This is a genomic window from Bradyrhizobium sp. 62B, from assembly GCF_030272265.2.
In the GTDB taxonomy this organism is placed as follows: Bacteria; Pseudomonadota; Alphaproteobacteria; order Rhizobiales; family Xanthobacteraceae; genus Bradyrhizobium.
The window spans coordinates 4,912,912-4,934,008 of sequence record NZ_CP092841.2; the positions used below are offsets into that span (position 1 = coordinate 4,912,912).

A 21,097-nucleotide genomic window follows, 5' to 3' on the forward strand; every position below is an offset into this window, starting at 1 on the left:
TGCTTGGATCGCGAGTGATCCAGCGACGGCGGACCGTGGCGCCGAGACCTCTAACGAAACATGAAATGAAACCCGCACTTTCGCCGGGTCACGTGTGATTCGGCCCGGGGAACGGCGCGGATCGCTGCGCCGCCGCACAAATGCACCTTTGAAAATATTGGGCTTTTCAGTGCGACCGGTGTGGATTTACAGCTCGTTAACTAATTGCGAGCGAGAATCACGTCTTCAGAGGCCGCAACGAACGCTCGGTTACGAAAGCGTTGATGGAGAACAGGCATGGCCCTCAAGGTCGAGCTCAGACCGCACGAACGCATCATCGTCGGTAACTGCGTGATTACCAACACGGAGCAGCGCGCCCGCCTCCTGATCGACGGCGACAACGTGCCCATCCTGCGCGAGCGCGACATCCTCACGCCGGAGACCGCCGATACGCCTGCCAAGCTCGTCTATCTGGCGGTGCAGCTCATGTACATCTCGCCGGATCCGCAGACCCAGCACGGCACCTATTTCAACCTGGTGCGCGACATCGTCACCGCCGTGCCGAGTGCCTGGCCGATCATCGAGGCCATCAACAACAACATCCTGAATGGCGACCTCTACCGGGCGCTCAAGGATGCCCGCAAACTGATCGCCTATGAGGAGAAGCTGCGAAGCCAGTTCGAGGCCACGCATCCCACGGCTGAAGCGGCCAAAGACGACGTGAGCTCCGCCGCCTGATCAACGACACAGTCCCGCAGACGACAACGGCCCCGGATCATCTCCGGGGCCGTTGTCGTTTCAACAATGCGTGCGCTATTGCGCCGCGAGCGGCGGTGCCTCGACCTCGATCAGATCCTCGCCGCAGCGCCGTCCGCCGAACTCCAGCACCGCCGCGACGAGCGCATCGATGTCCGCCGCCTCGGTGCGGTGGTTGACGATCGCGGCGCGGATCGCGAACTTGCCGTCCAGCGTCGTGCTCGACGGTGCCGCTATTCCGGACTCCTGGATGTCGGCAACGATCTCGCGGTTGACCGCGTCAATGGCACGGTAGCGGAAACAGACGATGTTTAGGTTGACCGGCGCCAGCAATTCCAATCGCGGTTCGGCCAGCACGCGTGCTTCGAGATACTTCGCCAGCGCGCAGCTTCGCGCGATCGCCGCACCGAGCCGGTCGGTGCCGAACGTCTTCAGCGTGAACCACGTCTTCAGCGCACGGAAGCCGCGCGACAGATCGGGGCCGAGATCGCAAGGCCAGACCGCCCCCGCCGCAAGCCCCCTCGCCTCGCGGCGCAGATAGGCCGCGGGCTGCGCAAAGGCCTGCCGATGCTGCTCGCCATCGCGCACCAGCAGGAAGCCGGCATCGTAAGGCACCTGACCCCATTTGTGGAAGTCGAGTGCAATGGAATCGGCGAGCTCGATACCGCCGAGCAGCGGCGCGAGCTCGGGCGACAGAATCGCGAGCGCGCCGAAAGCGCCGTCGACGTGAAACCAGATTCCCTCCTCGCGGCACAGCTGTGCAATGGCCTTGAGATCGTCGATCGCACCAATGTCCACCGTGCCGGCAGACGCGACGACCAGGAACGGCTTGAAGCCGACCTCGCGATCGACGGCGATCTGCGCGCGCAGCGCGGCAACGTCGATGCGATGATCGGCATCGACGCCGATCTTGCGCAGCGCATCGGTGCCGAGCCCGGCAATGTCCATCGCCCTGGAGACACAGCCATGCGCGGCCTGCGACGTATAGGCTGCGAGCAGCGCGCCGTCATTGCCGATGCCGTACTGCCGCGCCAGCGTGCCCAGCGCTGCCGTGCGCGCCACCAGCACCGCCATCAGATTGGCCATCGACGTGCCCGTGACGAAGATGCCGCTCGCGCTGTCCGGAAAAGCGAACAGGCGGCGCATCCAGTCGACGATCTGGCGCTCGACCTCGATCGGCATATGGTCCCGTCCGCCAAGATTCGCGTTGAGGCCGGCCGCGAGCATTTCCGCGAGCATGCCGACCGCGGTGCCGCCGCCATGCACCCAGCCCATGAAGCCGGGATGGACGTTGCCGGTCGCATAGGGCGCGATGTGTTCGGCGAATTCGCCGTAGACCTCGGCGAGATCGCTCGCCTCGCGCGGCACGTCGGCCTTGAATGAAGCGCGGACCTCATCGGGGATCGGCTGCCAGACGGGACGCGTCCGGACATTGGCGATGCCGTCGATCGTCTCGTCGAGCATGCGATGAGCCAGCGCGCGAAATGCGCTCCAGTCCTGCGGATCGAGCGAGGTGTGCGCAGTGGTGCTTTGCGCGTTGCGGATGATCTCATTCATGTTGCGCTCTCCACGGCTGCAGCATGCCGCGACAGCATCGCCGCGAACGCCGCGAAGATCTTGCGCATCTGCGGCGGCTTGTAGGGAAACACGTCTTGCGAATCCATGTTGTGCACGACGGCGGTGTTGTCGGCTTCGAAGACCAGGAGTTCGCCAGCCTGGTTCTCCGCGCAATCGACGATGAAATAATCGAGGCCGACGCGCCTGCTCATCTCGTCGAGCGCGCTGCTGTGACGCGCCGCGAAGGCGTGATGGAAATCGCGCATGAAGAGCGCCTCTTCTGCTCGCTTCTCCTCGCTGAATGCCATGTAGGCGTTGAGATACCAGATATCCCAACGGTCGGCGATCGCCATGTGGCAGGCGTAAGGCTTTCCGTCGACCATCGCGAGACGATACTTGCGATAGAGCCCGTCGCCGTTCACATAGTCGACGAAGCGCGCGACGAAGAAATCCTGCTCGTCGCGCTCGGCGAGATAGGATGCGAGCGCCGCCGCATCGTCGAGCTTTGCGAGCCCGACGCCGGCATGCGAGCCGCGCGGCCGCGCGATCATCGGAAAGCGCAGTTCACCCGCGATGTCTCGGCAAGCGATCCGCCCTTGCGAAAGATCCGACAATTGCGCGCGCGCCGCGTGGATGGTCGCGGGAATGTCGAGACCCGGTACGCCGGCCAGCAGCCGATGCAGCTTGTCGCGATCGAGATTGCCGATGCGATCGGGACGATTGAGCAGCGGCCGCGGCCATTGCGGTGCGGCCTTCTCGATCAGGTCGAGCGCCTCACGGCATTCCTCGGAATCGGAGGCGACAACGATGGCAACGTCGTGCTCGGGCAGACTCTCCGGCAGGCCGACGCCCTTGACCACGTAGAGCGTCAACAGCTCGATGTCGGAGCCTTCAAGCAGAAAATCGATCGGGGTATTGCCGCCCATGTCGATGTCGGCGGCAAGCGCCAGCACGCGCAAGCCCGGCTTCACAGCAGTGCTCGGCGTGCGGAACAATTGATGGAAGGCCAGCACCTCCGACTGGATCGCAAGACCTCGATCCTTGTCGCCGAGAAGCTGGGTGATCAGCGACAGGTCCAGTCCTTCGCCCGCCTGCGCCGTTCCTGCCGCGATCCGCGCCACCAGATGATCGCGCAGCGGATGCAGGTCGACACCTTCGAAGGCCCGGCGCGTCAACTGCGCAAAGCCGATGCGATCGGCAAAGTTCGCCGCGGTCATGCGAAGCGGCGCGGAAACCGGATGCTGCATCTCACACCTCGAACGCGAAGTTTACCGGCGTGGCCGCAACTGCGCCACGGTCAAGCAGCAGCTCGATCTTTACCAGCACATGGGCGATGCGATCGAGAATATGCTGCACATTGCGTTGCGCCTCGGCCGTATCAGGCGACCAGGCTTCGGTCACCAGACGGGCGCCGACGCAAACGCGCAGCACCGCCTGTGGTGCCGCGTCAGGCCGCTCCAGACGGACCGGCTGGCCGATCAGGCAGCGCTGCGCGGCGACCTGCCGGTCTGCCGCACTGCCGCCGATCTTCTCGTTCATGTCACGCGCCAACGCCTGATGAATGGCATTGGTCTCGGCGATCGAGACCGGCTTGCCACCGCGCAGCAGCATGAACGGAAAAATCGTAGATTGTGCAAATTCCTCGTCATCCACGCCGGCCGTGCCGGTCACGGTTGGCACGGGTTGAAGCGACGGCGACAACGCGATCATACTGTCGATGCCGGCGGCGAGCTCGGCGAGCACCCTGGCGCGGAAAGCGCCCGGTACGGCATAATACCCGCCGATCTCGGCGAGCGCCGCCTCCCAGCGCAGCCATTGACCGAAATTGGGACGGCGGTCGAAGCGCGAACGCAGCGCCGTCCAGGCCATCGGCCAATCGCAGCGGCCAGCATAATCGAAGATGCCGGGCGCGATTCCCTCGATCCGGTCGATCGAGCGCGACAGGCCCTTCGGCACCAGTAGCGCACCGATGAAGGCGGGGCCGCCGAAGAATTTCGAACCGGTCATCAGCACCATATGGCCGCGGTCGAGATAGGCGCGCAGCCGGCGGCGGCCGAGCCGCGCCTGACAGGCGTCGATGACGATCTGGACCTTGCGCGGCCAACGCCGCGCGATCTCATCGAGGCAGGCCGCGCTCGGTGCGCGCCAGCCGAGCTTCGATGCATCCATGATCTGGAGCAGCACGGGCGCGCCTTGCGCGATCACAGCCTCGACCGCATGCAGCACCGCGGCATCGGCCTCCCCGCGCATCGCAATCCCGGGCCCCTCCTGAAGCAGCGGCAGCGCAAGACTGGCGCCGGCGAGCCCCGCAATCGCGCCATCCTTGCGAACCGCAAGGCCGCTCGCCGTCATGGAGCTGAAATGGTGCCCGCGAGCGGTATGGCTCGTCCCGCTTCCGGTCTGGTCGGCGCCGACCACGATCGTCACCGGCGGCGCCCCGAGCACCGCGCGCGCCAGGAACAAAGCGTGGAGCTGGGAGTCCGTGCCGGAGGGCGAGAACACGATGTCGACGCGCGGCGGCAGCTGGAGGTGGCCGCGCAGCTCGCTGCGCATGTCCTCGCAACGTGCGTCGAAGGCGACCTCGACTTCGTCGAACAGGCATTTGTGCACCAGCTCTTCGCGCGCCAACGCGGCGCGGTCATAGCCAGCTTGCGAGATCGTCGACGCGGTCGAGGACGCGAAATTCCAGAGCTCCGGCTCCGGCGAGGCCGCGCAGCCATATAGGTTGACGCGATCCGTGGCGTCGAGCGCCAGCCGCGGATCTCCGCCGGAAACGAGCAGCGTGTCGAGTGGCGTGAAGAGATCGCGCAGGCGATAGCGCGAACCGCTGTCGGATGCGCGTTCGAATTCTGACAGACGGGATGCGCCGGCGCTCATCCCGAAAGGCTCACGCCGCATCGGCCGCCGCCCCTCCGGGCGCGGGTGCGAATTGCGAGGCGATGTCGCCGTGGAACACCGACGGTCCGACGTGATCGAGCGAGCTCTGGATGTCGGCCCAGATCTCGCCGCCGATATCGGTCCAGCGCTTGCAGAAAGCGAAGTCCTCGGACAGATAAGTGCCGGTCGCCGGATCGATCATGCATTCGAACAGCGCGAAGCGGTTCTGGCTCGTGACCAGCGTGTCGTGCGAATGCTCGCGGAAGAACTGCAGGCTGGCATAGTCCGGATGGCGGCACATCGCCTCCAGCGCGTGGCGCCGGATCATCAGAAATCCGGTGCCTGCGTAGCGCACGCGGGTAAAGCCGTTGACGACGACGATGCGGTCGGGATCCTCGATCTCGAGCACATAATCCAGCGAAGCCGCCGGCACGTCGGCCCTGCCGGACTGGATCGCCCGCGCGGCCTTGTCCCAGTTGACACGCTTGATCGGATAGCAGCCGGCCACGACGTCCGCGCCGCATTCGATCAGCCGGAACACCTGCTCCGGCTTGAAGCCGATATCGGCGTCGATGAACAGGAAATGCGTCGCCTTGGGATCGTCCAGGAACATCGCGACGAGATTGGCCCGCGCCCGGGTGATCAGCGCGTCGCCGTCGCGCAGCAGCACCTTGAGCTCGAGATTGGACATGCCGTGCACGGCACGCTGAAGCGCGAAGATCGAACTCGCATAGATGCTCGACACCTGCCCGCCGAAGCACGGCGTTGCTACCACCAGTTGCATCTTGTCCGACATCGGCAGCTCCGCCCCGCTCCAATCCTCACCAAGAGGTAAAGAGGCATGGTTAACGGCGCCTTAACGCGCCCTTACAGGAACTTGACGAGCGAGAGCTGCGCGAGATTCGAGGTCACCTGATAGGATGCCTGCAGCGCATTCTGCAGCGCCAGGATTTGGCTCGCCACCTGGTCGGGCGAAGCCGATTCCGCCTGGTCGATGATGGTCTGGAGCTGCGCCTTGGCCTGGGTCTGGCGCGTGGAGGCGTCCTTCATCGTGTTCTGGGCCATCGCGATGTCGGTCTGGATGTCCTCGATGCGCTGCTGACCGGCCTGCTGCGTCAGCGCCTGCGTCACCCTCTGGCTCAGCGCGGAGACCTGCCCGCCCGAATACTGCCCGGTCGGCGAGGTCGAGAACGTTCCGAACACCGCGATCGCCTGCAATTGCCGGCGGATCGCATCCTCGTTGGCCTGGGCGCCATACTGCACCGTGATGGAATCGTCGACCCGCGCCATCGCGGTCGAGCGCGCCGAGCCGGGGCCGTCATTGCCCTGGTACCATTTCACGGTGTTGGCCGAACCGTTGACCAACGTCGTCGCCGAACTCGCGGGCGAGGAGCCGACGCGCAGCGGCGGCTGCGTGGCGGTCACGGGCGTCGCGCCGAAGCCGAGCGAACCGAGCGCGCCGGTGTTCGAGCTGTTGATGTTCAGGCTCGCCGCATCGTCGGTGCTGATCGTGATCGAGCCGCCGTGGACCGTCGAGGGCTTCGACGTTCCCGTGATCGCGTCGATCTTGGTCAGCAGGTTCTGGATGCTGTCGCCGACATTGAGCTGGTTGCCGGTCGCGCCCGAGGCCACGAAGGTCAGCGTGGTGCCGTTGACGGTGATGGTGTCGCCGGCGACGAAGCCCGGCGAGATCGAATCCGAGGGGCTAGCCCCGGACAGTGCCGTCGCGCCGCTGACCGGTGCCGGCGGTGCCGCCTGGTTGTTGACCGGCGTGCCGATCGCAGAGCTGGCGGTATTGAAGAAATTGTCGCCGGCGACGATCGCCGAGGCCGCGACCAGCGAGGTGTTGGCGAGCTTGGTGATCGCGGTGTTCAGCGCCGTGTTGAGGTTGTTCGCGGTATTGGTCGGGTTTACGGGCGTGCTGGCATCGATCGCGAAACTGCCGAGCGGCGTCGGCGTCGCCGAGGACGCGGTCAGGTCGATCTGCTCGGTCGTGCCGTCCGGCAGCGTGAATTGGACGCTGAGCTTGTCGCCATTATTCGGGTTGACGCCGTTGAGATCGACAGAGAACGACACCGGCGAGCCGCTCGGGCCGGTGATCGTCGCACCCGTCAGCGTCGAGGACACCGCCTTGAGCTTGAGGCCGAACGGCGAGCCGGCGACGTCCTCCGAGACCTGGATCGAGCTCGGCGTCGGCTGCGTCTGCACCAGACGGCCCAAGCCGTTGGCTCCGAGGTCGGCGGCCTGACGCTCGGCCATCACGGTCTTGAAGCCCGCTTGCGTCGTGGTGCCGTTGATGATGTCGCCGGCATCCGCGACCGACTGCGTGTTGACGGCGGTTCCGGAGAACAGATAGCGGTTGCCCGTCTGGGTGTTGAGGACGCCGACCATCGAGCCGAACTGGGCGGCGGCGGTGTTCTGCGCGATCGTCTGGCCGTTGACGTTGAGATCCTGCGCGGTGTTGGCGGCGCCGGTCTGCACGGTGCTGCGGATCTTGGTCAGCGACTGCAACGCGGTGTTGGCGAGGTTGATGCTGACATTGACGTTGGTGATCGTGTCGGTATAGGCGGCGATGTTGGAGAGCTGCGCGCGTCCGGCGATCGCAAAGCCCTCGTTGGTGCCCATCCCGGAATAGTTCTGCGACAGCTTGCCGGTCGAGAGCTGCGTCGACAGATCGGTGAGCTGCTGATTGATGTTGCGGATCTGCGAGCCGAGAACCGACGAGGAGTAATTGATACTGCTGATCGACATATTTCAGCGCTCCGTTACTTCTACACTTGAGCCTGGATCAACGTGTTCATCATGCTCTGCACCACCGACATGACGTGGGCGTTGGCGGCGTAGGCATTCTGCAGCTGGATCAGGTTCGACATCTCCGAGTCCAGATTGACCTTGGAGGTCGAGTCGAACTTGGCCTGCAGCGTCGAGACCACGACGCCCTGCCCCTCTTGGAGCTGGGTGGCCTGAGTTGAGGCGTTGGCCTGAATGCTGAGGAATTGCTGCAGATAGCCCGAAACGCTGCCGGTGAAGGGCTGGTTGGCCGAGCCGAGGCCGCTCTGCGGTGAATAGGAGAACACCGCGCTGGTGAGCTGCGAGTAGAGATAGTCCGAACGCGTGGTGTCGCCCGCTGGCGTCACCGGCGAGGTGTTGTACACCGACATCCTGGTGGGGTCGGCGGTCAGCTGCGTGTTCACCTTGATGCGACCGGCAAAGCCGGTCAGCTGCGAGCCCGAGCCGGTGATCGCGCCGGTGTAGAGCGCCTGCCCGCCATCGGTGAACACCGCCAGTTGCGGATTGCCCGAGGTCAGCGACGACACGGTCTTGCTCGTCGAGGCCGAATTGACCCTGGCGAGACCGGAATTGTCGTCCGTAACCCGCAGCGTTGTGGCGCTCGCCGGCGCTGGCGCGGCAGAGAAGCTGAGATGCGAGGTCGAAAGCGCGGTGTTGAGCGCCGAGGCGATCGCGCCCATGCCGCCGGAAAAGTTCACGCCGATCTGCATCGGGTTGGCGTTGGTCGCATTCTGCAGCGGCAAGGCAGCCGGATCGGTCACGTTCACCAGCGTGATCTGGCGCTGGGTGTTGGTGGCCGTGTCGGTGTAAGTGAAGGTGGCGGTGTTGCCCGGGAGCGCGCCGCCGAGGTCGACGTCAAAGCCGGCGGGCGGACCCGACACCGTGCTGCCGGCCGTGGTCTTGTCGGACAATGCGCTCGACATCGTCGCGGCGAGCTGGTCGATCTGGTTCTGCGCCTGCACCAGCGTCTGGTCGCGCAGCTTCAGATCAGCCGCGATCTGGCCCGATGAGACCACGTTGTTGGCGACGACGTCGACCTTCGAGCCGTTCGGCAGCACGATATTGAGCGCGCCGACGCCCGACTTGGCCGGATCGATGTTGTAGAGCGAGGTCGCAGACATCGCCCCGGCGGAAGCGAAAGTGAATTGTGAGGCGAGCCCGGCACCGACCAGCTGGATGCCCGTCGTGGTGTAGATGTTGGCCTGGTTCGATCCGTCGGTGGTGACGCGGACGTCGACATATTTCGACAGCGTGTTGATGGCCTGGTCGCGTTGGTCCATCAGCGTCGCGGCCGAGGGGTCGTTGGCCGACAGGCCCTGCAGCTTGGTGTTGATGTTGGCAACCTGCTGCATGGCAGCGTTCGCGGCCTGCGCCGAGGTGCCGAGATCCTGCTCGACGTTGGAGCGCAGCGACTGGATGCCCTTGGTGGTGACGTTGAGCTGCGTGGCCAGCGCCTGCGCCGCACCGAGGGCCACCGTTTGCGCCGACGACGCGCCCGAGCTGGTCGACAGCGCCTGCAGCGCCGTGGTGAAGTTGTTCAGCGCGGTTTCCAGCGTGCCGCTGTTGCCGGGCGTGCCATAGACACTCTGAAGCTGCTTCAGGATGTTGGCCATCTGGTCGGCGTAACCGCTGCCGCCGGTCTCGGTGCGCAGCTGGTTCAGCACGAAGGTGTCGAGCTCCCGGCTGACGCCGGTCGTCATCGCCGTCGAGCCGAAATCGCCCGTGGTGACCTCGATCTGGTTCGGGGTCTGGACGACGTAACCCGGCGTCTGCGCATTCGCGACGTTCGAGGAGACGATCGAGAGCGCGGCCTGGTTGGCACGCAGGCCGCTCATCGCGCTGGCGAGGGCTGAACTCAAACCCATGTTACTTGCCGCCTTTGGTTACGTCACGCGCCGATCAGCGCAACACGTTCAGGAGGTCCTGCACCATCGAATTCGCGGTCGTGATCACCTTGGTGTTGGCCGAATAGGCCTGCTGGGTCACGATCAGCTTGGTGAATTCGTCGGCGATGTCGGTGTTCGAGCCTTCAAGCGACGAGCCGCTGATGCTCCCCGATGCGCCGTCGATCGCCGCACCCGACTGTTCGGTCGCGGCATACGCGCCACCATCCATCGCCTTCAAATAGTTGGTGCCGTTGAAGTGCGACAGCGAGACTTGAGCGAGGTTGAGGTTCTGGCCGTTCGAGAAGGTGCCGACCACGAGGCCGCTGTTGTTGACCGCGACCGACCGCAACTGGCCGGCGGCGTAGCCGTTCTGCGTGATGGTGTTGATGGTCACCGCGCCCGACGTGCTGGCATATTGCGTCAGTCCGCCGGTCGAGATGTTGAAGGCGACGGAGCCGAGCGACTGGCCGCTGACGCTGACATTGTTGATGGTGATGCCCGAGCCGCTCGGCGTGGTCAGCGAGCCGTCGGAAGCGAAGGTGAAGGCCTGCCCCGTATTGACCCAGCCGACGGTGGTGCCGGTCGCGTTCGGATCGGTCTGGTAGAACAGGTTCCAGCTGTCGGAGTGACCTGCGCCGAGCGAGGCGCTGTCGGTCTTGGCCCAGCGCAATTGCAGGTTCACCGGCGTACCCGCAGCGTTGTAAGCGGTCACCGCGCCGCCGCTGATCGACTCCTTGGTGAAGGTCGCGATGTCGTTGCCGATCACCCCGCCGGTGCCCGCGGTGCCGCCGCCGTTACGGTTCTTGGTGATGGTGGATGTAAAGCCGAGCGCGGCGAAGGCGGCGCTGTTGGAGCTCGACACCGACAGGTTGGACACGGTGCCCGTGTTCAAGGTGATCACACCGCTGGTGCTGACGGACGAGCCGGTGGCGCCGGAGAGCGCATCGATCTTGCTGAGCAGGGTCGTGATGTTGTCGGTGACGTTGATCTGGTTCGGACCGCTCGCGCCCGAAGCCACGAAGGTCAGCGTCTGGCCGTTGACGGTGATCGTGTCGGCAGGCGGGCCCGCCGAAAAGCCGGATGTGAGAACCTCGGCGCCGCCGGCCGTCGCGCTGCCGCTCAGCAGCGTCGACCCCGAGATCGCGGGCGAGGACAGCACGTTGCCGCCGCGCGTCACGCTGGTGATGCCGAGCGCCGTGGCCGCGGTGCCGCTGTTCACCGCCACATCCGTGGAGGTGCCGCTCGAAATCACGATGTTGCCGCTGGTGTTGAGAGACGCGGTCACGCCCGCACCGCCTGCGTTCTGGATTGCGGTCAGAATGTCCTGGACCGTCGCAGGCGTGCCGGCGCCCAGGCCGATGGTCGAGTTGGTGCCGAGTGTGACGGTGTTGCCGGTGTTGAAGGTGATCGTGTTGCCGTTGATCGTCAGCGTCTGACCGCTCAGTGCGGTGAGGATGCTCGATGCGAGATGGGTGCCGACGGCGGCATCCAGCGACGTTGTCGTCGATGCCACGGCCGCCGAGTTGTTCTGGAGAGCGACCGATCCGGTGTTCGTCGTCGAAGAATAAGGCGAGCGGAGGTTGCCCGTGGCCGCGGCGCCCGAAGCGGTGTTGTTGGTATAGGGCGCGGGGGGCGTGCCGACCGGAAGCGGGTTGGCAGCGAAATCCGAAGGATTGAGGCCGCCAGCCGCCAGCAGCGACCCCGTCGTGGCGGTCGAGCTCGCTGCAGTGTTCGGCTGGGTCGGCAGGTTTGCCGCATACTGGATCGAGGTGGTCGCTTGCGCCGGAATGAAGTTGTTCTGGAATTTGAGGACGTTCGCCACGTTGCCGGTCGGGTTGCCGGTCTTGGGGTCGACCGTGACGCCCATCAAATAATAGCCGGCGCCGTTGACCAGATTGCCGTTGGCATTGAGCTGGAAGTCGCCGCGGCGGGTGTAATAGGTGACGCCGCTGAACACCGGCACGTTGTCGACGACGCCGGTCGCCTTCTGGATCGAGAAAAAGCCGTCACCGGTGATCGCCATGTTGGTGGCGACGGTGGAGCCCGAGATCGTGCCCTGCGTGGTGATGGTGGCCTTGGCATTGGCCGTCACGCCGCCCGCGACCTGCTTGCTCGGAACCGAGGAGTCGGGGATGAGATCGACGAAGCTGGTGCCGATGCCCTTGTAACCGGTAGTCGATGAGTTCGCGATGTTGCCGGAAATGTTCTGCAGCGCGTAGGACTGCGCCTGCAGGCCACCCACCGAGGTGTTCATTGCATCGAAGATACCCATAACTTTGTCTCCAAATCCGATCTCGGCGGCCGGTCGACCATGGCCGCAGTCGGGGGAGACAGTCGCAAGGGCCATGCCAATGCGGGTATCTCTGAGAAATCAATGGCTTAACGAAAAGCCCCGGCCTGACGACCGGGGCACAATTGCCGGGACCGGCAACAATTGCCGGGGCTTTTTTACGTCGCCGACGCTGCTGCGGGATGGAAAACCAGCCCGAAACCGTCGATGCAATAGCGCAGGCCGGTCGGCTTCGGACCGTCGTCGAAGACGTGGCCGAGATGGCCGCCGCAGCGCCGGCAGTGCACCTCGGTGCGGACCATGCCGTAGGCCCGGTCTTCGGTCTTGCCGACATTGCCTTCGATCGGCTGGTAGAAGCTCGGCCAGCCCGTGCCGCTCTCGAATTTGGTTTCGGACGCGAACAGCGGCAGGTCGCAGCCGGCGCAGGCGAAGGTGCCCTTGCGGTGCTCCTTCAACAGCGGGCTGGAGCCCGGCCGCTCGGTGCCGTGATTGCGCAGGATCTCATATTGCTGCGGCGTGAGCTGGGCGCGCCATTCAGCCTCCGTCTTCGTGATCTCGAATTTTTCCGCGGTCTTCTCGCCGGCCTCGGCGGGCGTTGCTCTGAGCCAGCGGAAGGCCCCAAGGCCGAACAGGCCGGCGGCGGTCGTCAACAGGATGCGGCGATCAAACATCTCATTCTCCGTGCGGGAGCTCCACGCCCTGAGATACGGGCTCTAACGGTCGAAGTTACACGTCCGGGCGGAATTTTTCGCCGGTTTATCGCGCAACGCCGGCGTCGTGGGAGGCCGGTTCCGAAGGCGGGTCGCCCGCTTGGACGGCGGGTTTCGGCGGCGGGGCCGGCCGCGGCCTAACGCCGGGCGGCGGGCGGCGCGGACCGGTGCCGGCGGCCCGGTTGGCTTCGGCAAGACGCGCCTCGCGCTGACGATCCCTGATCCTGGCCCGTTCACGGTACCGGGCAAGCGAGCCTGCGGCTGCGGAACTCGCCCTGCCCCAGATCCCGACCAATTGGCCCGCGACCCGTCCGGTGGCGCCGCCAGCCCAGACCAGCTCGAACGGCGAGAACAACTTCCAGCGCTCATCGCCCCACAGGATGCTCCGCACGATCATCTGCCCGGCCATGGCCGAGGTATTCATGCCCTGGCGGCCGAACCCGCTCGCCACCCACAGGCCTTTGCGCAACTGGCCGATCTGCGGCATGCCGTGCACGGTCTGGCCGGTGGCGCCGCCGAACATGTCGGTGACCTCGACATTGCCGAGCGCCGGAAAGATCGTGCGGATCCGCCGCCTGACGGCGCCCGCAAAGCGCTGCGGACGCGCAGCCCAGGTGGTCTCGGGGCTCTCCCACATCAGCCGGTCGCCGTCGACGATGCGAAAATGATCGACGCCGTCGGAGTCCATCACCGATCCCTTGAAGGCGATGATCTCATGCACGCGCTCGCCGAGCGGCGCGGTGATTCCGGCATAGCGCCAGACCGGCAGCAGCGTCTCCGACAGGCGCCGCAGGGGCGCGCCGAGATGGATGTTGCCCGCGAGCACGATGTGGGTGGCGCGCAGCCGCGCCGAGGGCGTGACGATGCGCTTGCGGATGCCGGAATGATCGATGCTGACGACCGGCGTGTCCTGGAAAATGCGGGCGCCTGCCCGACGCGCTAGCGCCGCGAGGCCATGGACATATTTGCGGCCGTCGACCTGAAACGCCTTCGGATAATGCACGCCGTGGAAGTAACGATCGGTCTTGAGCACCTCGCGGACGCGATCGACCTGCCAACCCTCGACCTCGGTGTCGAAGTCCTCGTTCAGCATCTGCAACCGGCTGATCAGCCGGTCGCCAGCATCGACGTTGGAGACCTCCAGCACACCCTCGCTCAGTCCGATCCCCGGCATGTTCTCTTCCGTGGCGTTGGCCCGGACGAACTCTGCGCCCTCCTTCGACAGCGTCCACAATTCACGCGCGTCCTCGAAGCCGATGCGCTCGATCAGGTCAGTGAGCGGCAGGGCAAAGCCCGGCATCACCGTGCCGAGCTGGTTGCCGGACGCGTTCCAGCCGATATGACGGCCCTCGAGCACCGCGACACTGGCCCCCAACCGGGCCGCCTCCAGCGCGATGGTGAGCCCGGCCAGCCCGGCGCCGATGACGCAGATGTCGGCGTCAAGGTCGAACGACAGCCGTGTGCGGTCGCGAAAGCCGGCTTCGTCCTGGGACACGCTTGTGTAAGTCTCGCTCATGTCGTTTCTTAAGATACCAACCGGGCGCCTGTCACCTTGTCCTCAACCGGCACCTGTAGATTATTCTGGACGTGGAACGATTCGAGAATGACATGCGCCGTTTGATGCTGCTGCGTCACGCCAAGACAGAGATTGACGCGCCGAGCGGCCGTGACCAGGACCGCCGCCTCGACGACCGCGGCCATAGGGATGCCGCGCAGATCGGCGACTGGATCGCCACCCATCCGCCCTTCCCCGATACCGTGCTGGTGTCGCACGCCGTCCGTGCCAGGCAGACCTGGGACACCGCCTGGGCGGCCATGAAGGACCGCGTCCCGGTGCCGGAGGTCGAGATCCTGCCGGAACTCTATGGCGCCGATCCCGCGCAGATCCTGGACTCCATTCGCACTGCAACGGCTCCTGCCAATCCCAGGCAATTGCTGTTGGTCGCCCATAATCCCGGCATGCACGAGGCCGCGCTGATGCTGATGGGCGGCGGCGATCCCGCCGGTGCCAAGGCGCTCGCCGACAATCTGCCCACCTCGGGGATTGCGATCTTCGACTTTGACGTCAAGGATTGGGGTGACGTGGCCTACCGCCGCGGCAAACTGGTGCTGTTCACCAGCCCCAAGCTGCTTCGATCGGCTTGAGACGCGCGAGCGCCGTCTCGACCGGTTGATGCAGTGCGATCAAGGGCTGAAGATTTGGAGGCGCAGATGTTCAAGTCCATCCTCGTGCCCATCGACCTCGCCGACACGGATCTGGCCAAGCCGGCGATCGCGACCGCGGCCACGCTGTCGCAGACCTGGAGCGGCCAGGTGCGGCTGCTCAACGTGCTGCCGATGACGCCGGTGATGCTGGCCGAATACGTGCCGGCCGATTTCGACGAGCAGCAGCGCCAGACCTCGGAGGAGGCGCTCGCCATCGTCGCGCGCGAATCCGGCATCGACCCCGCCCGCATCTCCAGCGTGGTCCGCCAGGGCGGCATCTACCACGAGATCCTGGAGGAAGCCGTGCACATGAAGGCCGATCTGATCGTGATGACCTCGCACCGGCCGGCGATGCGCACCTATTTCCTCGGCTCCAACGCCGGCCACGTCGTGCGCTACGCAAAATGCTCGGTGCTGGTGGTGAGGCACTAGCTCGGAGCAAACGCGGTCGTAGCCCGGATGGAGCGCAGCGTCATGAAGCAATGGTGGCGAAGATGGACCTACGAGGTCCCGCTCGCGATCGGTGATGCGCTGTGGGAGGTGCTGGTCGTCCAACTGGCTGCGCAGCTGGACAGGCTGACCGCGCGGAGGATCATCGCCTTGATCCCCGTCGCGATCATCGTTCTGGCCTACTATCACAGGATTCCGATTCCACCGGAACTGATGCTGATCGGCGACTTCCTCGCCTATATCGACATCTTCTCTGTCCTCATCCTGGTCGGCGTGCTGAGCCGCGTCGCGACGATCCTGTTCATCGTCAAACAGGCCGCGGCGCGCATCACCCTGCTCGGCGGCCGCGTCATCACGCGCTTGCGACGGCTCGACGTCCGGCACCGGCGCCAGCACGGCGCCGCGACACGGCCTCGCCGCAAGCCCGAGAGGTCCGAAGATGATCGAGCTTATGGCTGTCCCTGGGATGACCTCGCATCGGCGATGCGCACCTATTTCCTCGGCTCCAGCGCCGGCCACGTCGTGCGCTACACCAGCTGCGAGTTCGTAGAGCATGATAGGATGGAACAGTTCCTCGGTGGAACGTTCACCGTCATCGCCGCCCGGCTCTCGGCTATCATCGGTGATGAGAATGCCTGATCGCGCTCCCGCCCTCACGGAAAGGAACGCCAGATGCAGCGTCACCGGTTCAAACACACAAAATCGCTCAATGAGCGCCTCCTCGAAGAGGCTACAAGCTAAAAGAGGAAGCGAAGCTGCTACCGCATGGCCCGTTGCGGGAAGCTGCAACGAAAAGGGCCCGGCAGGCCGAGATGGCGGCACATATGGATGATTGGCTCTCCTCCCCGGCGTTGCGATCGCCGAAGAAGGACGAGACACCGGGCCCGGGCTAGGCATCTAGGCCCGCGACAGACTGGCGCTAACCTGCCCGCATGCAGGTGCGGCGCTTTGCCTAAGAGTAAATGCGGTAACAACAAGAACGATCAGATTCGGGCGCCGCACAGGAACCAACGGACGACGCCCTCGTTTGAATTACCTGCAACATTTCTCATTTTGCCCTGAGGCATCGTGCAGACCCACTGAGGTACTGCCATGACCTTGCTGCGCACACGCTCCCCTTCGCTCGTCCCCAACTGGCTCGGTGCCGCAAGGCAATATCCCGCGCTCGCCGCTGTTGCTGGAATTGGAGCGGTGCTTCTGGGGACAGCTCTCATCAATCGCCAGCTTGCCAGGAAGGCACAACGCGATAATCCGCCACAGGGGCGGTTCATCGAGGTCAATGGCGTGCGTCTGCACTATGTAGAACGCGGCAACGGCCGGCCACTGGTGCTCTTTCATGGCAACGGCAGCATGATCCAGGACTTCGAGTCGAGTGGCTTGATTGATCTGGCCGCCAAAAACTACCGGGTTATCGTCTTCGACCGCCCGGGATTCGGACATAGCTTGCGGCCCCGCAATGCGGTTTGGACCCCTGAGACCCAAGCAGATCTGTTCAGGGAAGCACTCGGCCGTCTGGGCGTTCAGCGCGCGATTGTGCTGGGACACTCATGGGGAGCGTCGCTCGCAGTGGCGCTGGCGATCAGGCATCCATCGCTGGTCGAAGCATTGGTGTTGGCGTCGGGATATTATTTCCCGACCGCCCGCACCGACGCCACGGCCTCTTTGGCACCTGCAATCCCTGGACTCGGCGATATCATCAGTTACACGATATCCCCGATCTTCGGGCGGCTGATGTGGCCTGTGATGTTGCGCAAGCTATTCGGCCCGCGCACAGTGCCCGAAAAATTCGCCGACTTTCCCAAGGCAATGGCTGTACGGCCAGCACAGATGCGTGCCAGTGCCGCAGAAGCGGCCTTGATGGTCCCGGCGGCTTTTGTCGCTGCGAAGACCTATAGTGAGCTCAGGATGCCCACGATCATCATCGGGGGTGAGGACGACCGTCTGATCGACATCGAAAAGCAATCGGTCAGGCTCCACGAAGAGATCAAGCAAAGCAAACTGCACCGGATCGCCGGCGTCGGTCATATGGTCCATCAATCTGCGACGCCCGATTTGATGGCGGCCATCGACGAAGCCGCTGCCGCGACGTTGCACTAGACAATGGCCGCCGCGAATGCTGGCGAGCACCGCGCCCTCCGCTCGGGATGGTCGGACACGGCATGGTGATGGGACGTGCCTTGGCCTTGCCGCACTTGGTATTGCGCTCGGTCAGCTGCATAGCCATCTCCTCCTCAGCGACGCCGCAGACCGGACTGTCGCAGCGATGCCGACCTGAGTTCGAGCCAACCCGACTCATCCGGCGGCCAATTCCAGTCAGCGCAGTTGGAGCCGAGGCCTAAGCATGCAGATCCGGGTCGGCTTCGAAATGGTCTACGATTTCCCGCAAGTCACGCCATTGATCGCGATGGTCGGAACGCATTTCACGCGGGCATCCGATGTTATTGTGCCAGATCACCTCATCACCTCGCCTTCTGTTCCGATCACGCCTTACCGCGACAGCTTCGGGAACTGGTGCAGCCGGATCGTTGCGCCCCGCGGCCGCATGCGCCTTACTGCCGACGGAACGGTGCGCGACAGCGGCTTGCCCGATGTGATCGTGCCTTCAGCCGCGCAGCACGCGGTCGAGGATCTTCCATCGGACACCCTGCTCTATCTGCTCGGCAGCAGGTATTGCGAAACAGATCGGCTTTCCGACATCGCGTGGAAGCTGTTCGAGAAAACGGCGCCTGGCTGGCTGCGCGTCCAGGCGATCTGCGATTTCGTCCACGATCACATCGCGTTCGGATACGAGCACGCGCGGGCGACCATGACGGCGTGGGAGGTCTTCAACGAGCAGAAGGGCGTCTGCCGCGACTATGCGCATCTCGCCATTGCGTTCTGCCGCTGCATGAACATTCCAGCGCGCTACTGCACCGGCTATCTCGGCGACATCGGCATTCCGCCGCCGCATGCCCCCGGCGACTTTGCTGGGTGGTTCGATGCCTACCTTGGCGGCCGGTGGTACACCTTCGATGCACGCAACAACACCCCGCGCATCGGCCGTGTGCTGATCGCCCAAGGCCGCGATGCGGCGGATGTTCCGATTGTTCATATTTTCGGACCAGGCGAGCTCATCAGCTTCAAGGTGTGGACTGATGAACTGGTATGAGCCGCTCGTCCGGGTCATTGCACGCAAGATCGACGAGATTGATCTCGCTAATTGGCAAGGTGAGTGCTACAAGGCTGGCATCACCGCGCGCTTCTTGGCTGTTATCGGTGACTGAGAGCATCGCGCTCCCGCCTCCACCCAACAGAAGGCGGTCAGATGTCCGAGTCGGTCAAATTCGACATTCGTGAGTGGCTCGTGCCACCTTTACTGGTACCTATTTTCCTCATTCTGCTGATCGCGATCGTGGCCGTTCTCTAGCGGCGGGCGGTCCGTCAATGACCCGCGCCAAAATGCAAGCGCGGCGCTTCGGCCAACTCGCGAGCACGCGAGCCGAGACAGGAGGCGGCAATGGCAAACACAGCAATCATCAGAGATGCCTACGGCGTTCCGGCGGTTTTCACGGGTTCGAAGACAGGTCGGGACGATGCTCCCTTCGTGTTCGTGAGGGTCGGAAACGAGGAGCGCAGGATGCGCTGGTCCGAATGGGATGCTCTGCCGGCCTGGACCGGCGAGCGGCCCATTTGGGCGGGTACAACCAAGTAATATGGAGTCTTCAGCATGACGCCGGCCCGAACGAGCACATGGACCAGAGCGCTCTTGCTGGCGGCGGTGGTGGGCACATCCACGACCGCAGCTGTGGCGGCGGAGCCAAACTGCCGTGCGATCGAAAGCACCAACGCGCGCCTGTCGTGTTACGATGCGGCATTTCCTCCAAGAACAGCGAGGCCCGCCCAAGCGAGCATCAGCTCATCGTCAGGTGACAAGGATCCGTTTCTTGCGGAAGACGCACGAACCGCCGCGAAGCTGAAGAATATTTGCCGCGGCTGCTGAGTTTCACAGACAGTTCCCGCGCGGAAGCGAAATAAAGCACTCGCAATCCAGCAGATAAAGTCGCATTGTCTCGCCACCGCCGAGCGGCCCGTAGCATCTATCGGTGGTGTGAACGCGAGTTGCGCTCCCGCTTTCCCCCGCAGCGGAGCATGAAAATCTTGGCTCGACGATTCCCAGAACCATCATCGACATTCGAATATCGCCTGGCGCAAGAGGCACTCAACCTTCGCCAGCAGGCCAAAGGGATGCCCGCTGGTATCCGCCGCTCGGAGCTTTTGCGAAAAGCCCGGCAGATCGATGTTGCCGGAGAGGTCAACAAGTGGTTGACCTCGCCGGGCCTGTTGGCCCCGCTTTAGGTCTCAATCTCTAATGGGCTGAACCTACGCCCTCTGCGTAAAGACCTATTGGTATCGGGATTTTACTCTCACCCTCCCGGGGCTGATCAGCCGCCGCCTGCGCTTCATTTCAAGCGGGCGGCGTTTTTGCTTGCGATGGCGAGCCCTTCTCCGGGACTGTTCCCCAGCAAGAGGGCTGCGCAGCCACAATCCCTTGCGCTGCCGCCGGGCCCGAGCTATGGGTCAACGCGCGCCGCGGAAAATATTCCGCTTTACCGAAATTCGGAAACCGCGTATGTGTCGCGGCAACCCAGCCCAAGGACAAGGGGCGTATCGCGATCGTCACGAACGCGGGCCGGGCGGCGGTGGACGCCGATGATACCGGCGCGAAGTGCTTTTGCAGGGCGGGCAACCGTGAGCAGAGCCGTCGCGCACACGACCGGTGTGATCAGCGTACGGCAAAATCGTGTGGTCCTGACGCCCGCAGTCTGGCGTCAAGTCTTGTGGTGACGTGCGGCTCGACCGGGCCACACATCAGCCATCCGCAAGGCGACGGGGCAATAGTGCAACGCTCCCGAGGAGAGCGCGACATAAGCCGTTCAAACCACTGCGCAGGGAAGGCCGGGATGTCCCCGGTTGCCCTGTTCTCCGCTATGCGCAGCACACGCAGTCTGCTTTTGGCGTGGCGGTCCACGGGAGCCAACCGGCTCCTGGCCTTCCCTGCGCCCTTGTTCGATCGAGGGCAAGGCAACGAAGCAAAGCTCGGGCGAAATGCGCCGCGAGAATGCGAAGCCGCGTCTGCAGAATTGCAGGATGGGTAGAGCGAAGCGAAACCCATAGCGCAGCGCCAAGCGGTGTGATGCAGAGCCGGGGCCCCTGTTGCAGCGTGTGCGCGGCCCCCGAGTCCCGGCTCTGCGCAGCAACGCGTTGCTGCGCGTCCGGGACGCGATAGTGGGGTGGCTTACAGATACCGCGTCAGCTCGGACTTGAACTGCCCGTAGACGGCGTCCTCGATCTGGCTGCGCGTGATCCCGATGTCGCGCAGGGCGCGGTCGTCGAGCTCGTTCAGCGTCTTGACGGCGGTACGGCGCTCGAGGCGATCGAACAGCGCATAAGCGGCGTGGGCGAGCGTGGTGAAAAATCCGCCCGTCGAGGATGGGCGTAAACTCCGCCCGGCAGTTTGCGAGATAATGGTCATTTTTCTTCTCCGGCCTGTCGTTCCGCGCGGCGAAAGCAAATGCCGTTGGCGCGGACGCACTGGGCGTCTGCACCTCATTTGCCGT

At 64.4% G+C, this 21,097-nt stretch carries 18 protein-coding genes; 8 read left to right on the forward strand and 10 right to left on the reverse strand.

From position 1 onward, the window contains the following. Nucleotides 1-276: 276 nt before the first annotated feature. Nucleotides 277-717, forward strand: a complete 441-nt coding sequence (flbT, locus tag ML401_RS23485; protein ID WP_285807063.1) for a flagellar biosynthesis repressor FlbT — start codon at nt 277-279, stop codon at nt 715-717. A 75-nt stretch (nt 718-792) separates the two neighbouring features. On the opposite strand, the gene ML401_RS23490 is transcribed toward flbT, so the two are convergent. The 9 genes from ML401_RS23490 to ML401_RS23530 all read right to left on the reverse strand — a co-directional run bounded on the left by ML401_RS23490 (nt 793) and on the right by ML401_RS23530 (nt 14,361). Beyond that, the gene (locus ML401_RS23490) at nt 793-2,292 is read right to left on the reverse strand and encodes an aspartate aminotransferase family protein (RefSeq protein WP_285807064.1); all 1,500 of its coding nucleotides are present in this window, start codon (nt 2,290-2,292) and stop codon (nt 793-795) included. Further along, nucleotides 2,289-3,539 (reverse strand): RimK family alpha-L-glutamate ligase, encoded by a 1,251-nt coding sequence (locus ML401_RS23495; protein WP_285807065.1) that lies wholly within the window; start codon nt 3,537-3,539, stop codon nt 2,289-2,291. The genes ML401_RS23490 and ML401_RS23495 overlap by 4 nt, the downstream gene beginning before the upstream one ends. A gap of 1 nt (nt 3,540) precedes the next feature. Further along, nucleotides 3,541-5,190, reverse strand: a complete 1,650-nt coding sequence (locus ML401_RS23500) for a hypothetical protein (RefSeq protein ID WP_285807066.1) — start codon at nt 5,188-5,190, stop codon at nt 3,541-3,543. Further along, a complete protein-coding gene (locus ML401_RS23505; RefSeq protein ID WP_285807067.1) occupies nt 5,180-5,965 on the reverse strand; it encodes a hypothetical protein in 786 nt (261 codons plus the stop codon). The genes ML401_RS23500 and ML401_RS23505 overlap by 11 nt, the downstream gene beginning before the upstream one ends. Before the next feature lie 71 nt (nt 5,966-6,036). After that, complete coding sequence (locus tag ML401_RS23510) at nt 6,037-7,920, reverse strand: flagellar protein (RefSeq protein WP_285807068.1); 1,884 nt, start codon at nt 7,918-7,920, stop codon at nt 6,037-6,039. Between the two features lie 20 nt (nt 7,921-7,940). Next, nucleotides 7,941-9,824 carry a flagellar hook-associated protein FlgK gene (gene flgK, locus ML401_RS23515; protein ID WP_212068762.1) on the reverse strand — a complete coding sequence of 628 codons (1,884 nt, stop codon included), beginning with the start codon at nt 9,822-9,824 and terminating at the stop codon, nt 7,941-7,943. Nucleotides 9,825-9,858: 34 nt separating this feature from the next. Then, nucleotides 9,859-12,117: a flagellar hook-basal body complex protein gene (locus tag ML401_RS23520; RefSeq protein ID WP_194403258.1), complete on the reverse strand. Its 2,259-nt coding sequence runs from the start codon at nt 12,115-12,117 to the stop codon at nt 9,859-9,861. 176 nt (nt 12,118-12,293) lie between these two features. After that, nucleotides 12,294-12,806, reverse strand: a complete 513-nt coding sequence (gene msrB, locus ML401_RS23525) for a peptide-methionine (R)-S-oxide reductase MsrB (RefSeq protein ID WP_211419746.1) — start codon at nt 12,804-12,806, stop codon at nt 12,294-12,296. 85 nt (nt 12,807-12,891) lie between these two features. After that, the gene (locus ML401_RS23530; protein ID WP_285807069.1) at nt 12,892-14,361 is read right to left on the reverse strand and encodes an FAD-binding oxidoreductase; all 1,470 of its coding nucleotides are present in this window, start codon (nt 14,359-14,361) and stop codon (nt 12,892-12,894) included. 92 nt (nt 14,362-14,453) lie between these two features. Here ML401_RS23530 and ML401_RS23535 point away from each other — a divergent pair, with 92 nt between their 5' ends. The 7 genes from ML401_RS23535 (at nt 14,454) to ML401_RS23565 (ending at nt 19,835) form a co-directional block, all read left to right on the forward strand. Continuing rightward, the gene (locus ML401_RS23535) at nt 14,454-14,990 is read left to right on the forward strand and encodes a histidine phosphatase family protein (protein ID WP_285807070.1); all 537 of its coding nucleotides are present in this window, start codon (nt 14,454-14,456) and stop codon (nt 14,988-14,990) included. A gap of 66 nt (nt 14,991-15,056) precedes the next feature. Then, the gene (locus tag ML401_RS23540; RefSeq protein ID WP_194403262.1) at nt 15,057-15,482 is read left to right on the forward strand and encodes a universal stress protein; all 426 of its coding nucleotides are present in this window, start codon (nt 15,057-15,059) and stop codon (nt 15,480-15,482) included. Between the two features lie 42 nt (nt 15,483-15,524). Next, entirely contained in the window at nt 15,525-16,139 is a 615-nt protein-coding gene (locus ML401_RS23545) for a hypothetical protein (protein WP_285807071.1), read from the forward strand. Nucleotides 16,140-16,592: 453 nt separating this feature from the next. Next, the gene (locus ML401_RS23550; RefSeq protein WP_285807072.1) at nt 16,593-17,597 is read left to right on the forward strand and encodes an alpha/beta fold hydrolase; all 1,005 of its coding nucleotides are present in this window, start codon (nt 16,593-16,595) and stop codon (nt 17,595-17,597) included. Between the two features lie 244 nt (nt 17,598-17,841). Beyond that, nucleotides 17,842-18,648, forward strand: a complete 807-nt coding sequence (locus tag ML401_RS23555) for a transglutaminase family protein (protein WP_285807073.1) — start codon at nt 17,842-17,844, stop codon at nt 18,646-18,648. Continuing rightward, complete coding sequence (locus ML401_RS23560) at nt 18,635-18,763, forward strand: hypothetical protein (RefSeq protein ID WP_256438851.1); 129 nt, start codon at nt 18,635-18,637, stop codon at nt 18,761-18,763. The genes ML401_RS23555 and ML401_RS23560 overlap by 14 nt, the downstream gene beginning before the upstream one ends. A gap of 865 nt (nt 18,764-19,628) precedes the next feature. Further along, on the forward strand, nt 19,629-19,835 hold the full coding sequence (locus ML401_RS23565; RefSeq protein ID WP_249132327.1) for a hypothetical protein: 207 nt from the start codon (nt 19,629-19,631) through the stop codon (nt 19,833-19,835). 940 nt (nt 19,836-20,775) lie between these two features. On the opposite strand, the gene ML401_RS23570 is transcribed toward ML401_RS23565, so the two are convergent. Beyond that, a complete protein-coding gene (locus ML401_RS23570) occupies nt 20,776-21,012 on the reverse strand; it encodes a DUF1127 domain-containing protein (protein WP_259214262.1) in 237 nt (78 codons plus the stop codon). Nucleotides 21,013-21,097: the final 85 nt, after the last annotated feature.

Coding starts and splice junctions, on each gene's coding strand:
- flbT (WP_285807063.1), top strand. CDS start 277: ATGGCCCTCAAGGTCGAGCTCAGACCGCACGAACGCATCATCGTCGGT.
- ML401_RS23490 (WP_285807064.1), bottom strand. CDS start 2,292: ATGAATGAGATCATCCGCAACGCGCAAAGCACCACTGCGCACACCTCG.
- ML401_RS23495 (WP_285807065.1), bottom strand. CDS start 3,539: ATGCAGCATCCGGTTTCCGCGCCGCTTCGCATGACCGCGGCGAACTTT.
- ML401_RS23500 (WP_285807066.1), bottom strand. CDS start 5,190: ATGCGGCGTGAGCCTTTCGGGATGAGCGCCGGCGCATCCCGTCTGTCA.
- ML401_RS23505 (WP_285807067.1), bottom strand. CDS start 5,965: ATGTCGGACAAGATGCAACTGGTGGTAGCAACGCCGTGCTTCGGCGGG.
- ML401_RS23510 (WP_285807068.1), bottom strand. CDS start 7,920: ATGTCGATCAGCAGTATCAATTACTCCTCGTCGGTTCTCGGCTCGCAG.
- flgK (WP_212068762.1), bottom strand. CDS start 9,824: ATGGGTTTGAGTTCAGCCCTCGCCAGCGCGATGAGCGGCCTGCGTGCC.
- ML401_RS23520 (WP_194403258.1), bottom strand. CDS start 12,117: ATGGGTATCTTCGATGCAATGAACACCTCGGTGGGTGGCCTGCAGGCG.
- msrB (WP_211419746.1), bottom strand. CDS start 12,806: ATGTTTGATCGCCGCATCCTGTTGACGACCGCCGCCGGCCTGTTCGGC.
- ML401_RS23530 (WP_285807069.1), bottom strand. CDS start 14,361: ATGAGCGAGACTTACACAAGCGTGTCCCAGGACGAAGCCGGCTTTCGC.
- ML401_RS23535 (WP_285807070.1), top strand. CDS start 14,454: ATGCGCCGTTTGATGCTGCTGCGTCACGCCAAGACAGAGATTGACGCG.
- ML401_RS23540 (WP_194403262.1), top strand. CDS start 15,057: ATGTTCAAGTCCATCCTCGTGCCCATCGACCTCGCCGACACGGATCTG.
- ML401_RS23545 (WP_285807071.1), top strand. CDS start 15,525: ATGAAGCAATGGTGGCGAAGATGGACCTACGAGGTCCCGCTCGCGATC.
- ML401_RS23550 (WP_285807072.1), top strand. CDS start 16,593: ATGACCTTGCTGCGCACACGCTCCCCTTCGCTCGTCCCCAACTGGCTC.
- ML401_RS23555 (WP_285807073.1), top strand. CDS start 17,842: ATGCAGATCCGGGTCGGCTTCGAAATGGTCTACGATTTCCCGCAAGTC.
- ML401_RS23560 (WP_256438851.1), top strand. CDS start 18,635: ATGAACTGGTATGAGCCGCTCGTCCGGGTCATTGCACGCAAGATCGAC.
- ML401_RS23565 (WP_249132327.1), top strand. CDS start 19,629: ATGAAAATCTTGGCTCGACGATTCCCAGAACCATCATCGACATTCGAA.
- ML401_RS23570 (WP_259214262.1), bottom strand. CDS start 21,012: ATGACCATTATCTCGCAAACTGCCGGGCGGAGTTTACGCCCATCCTCG.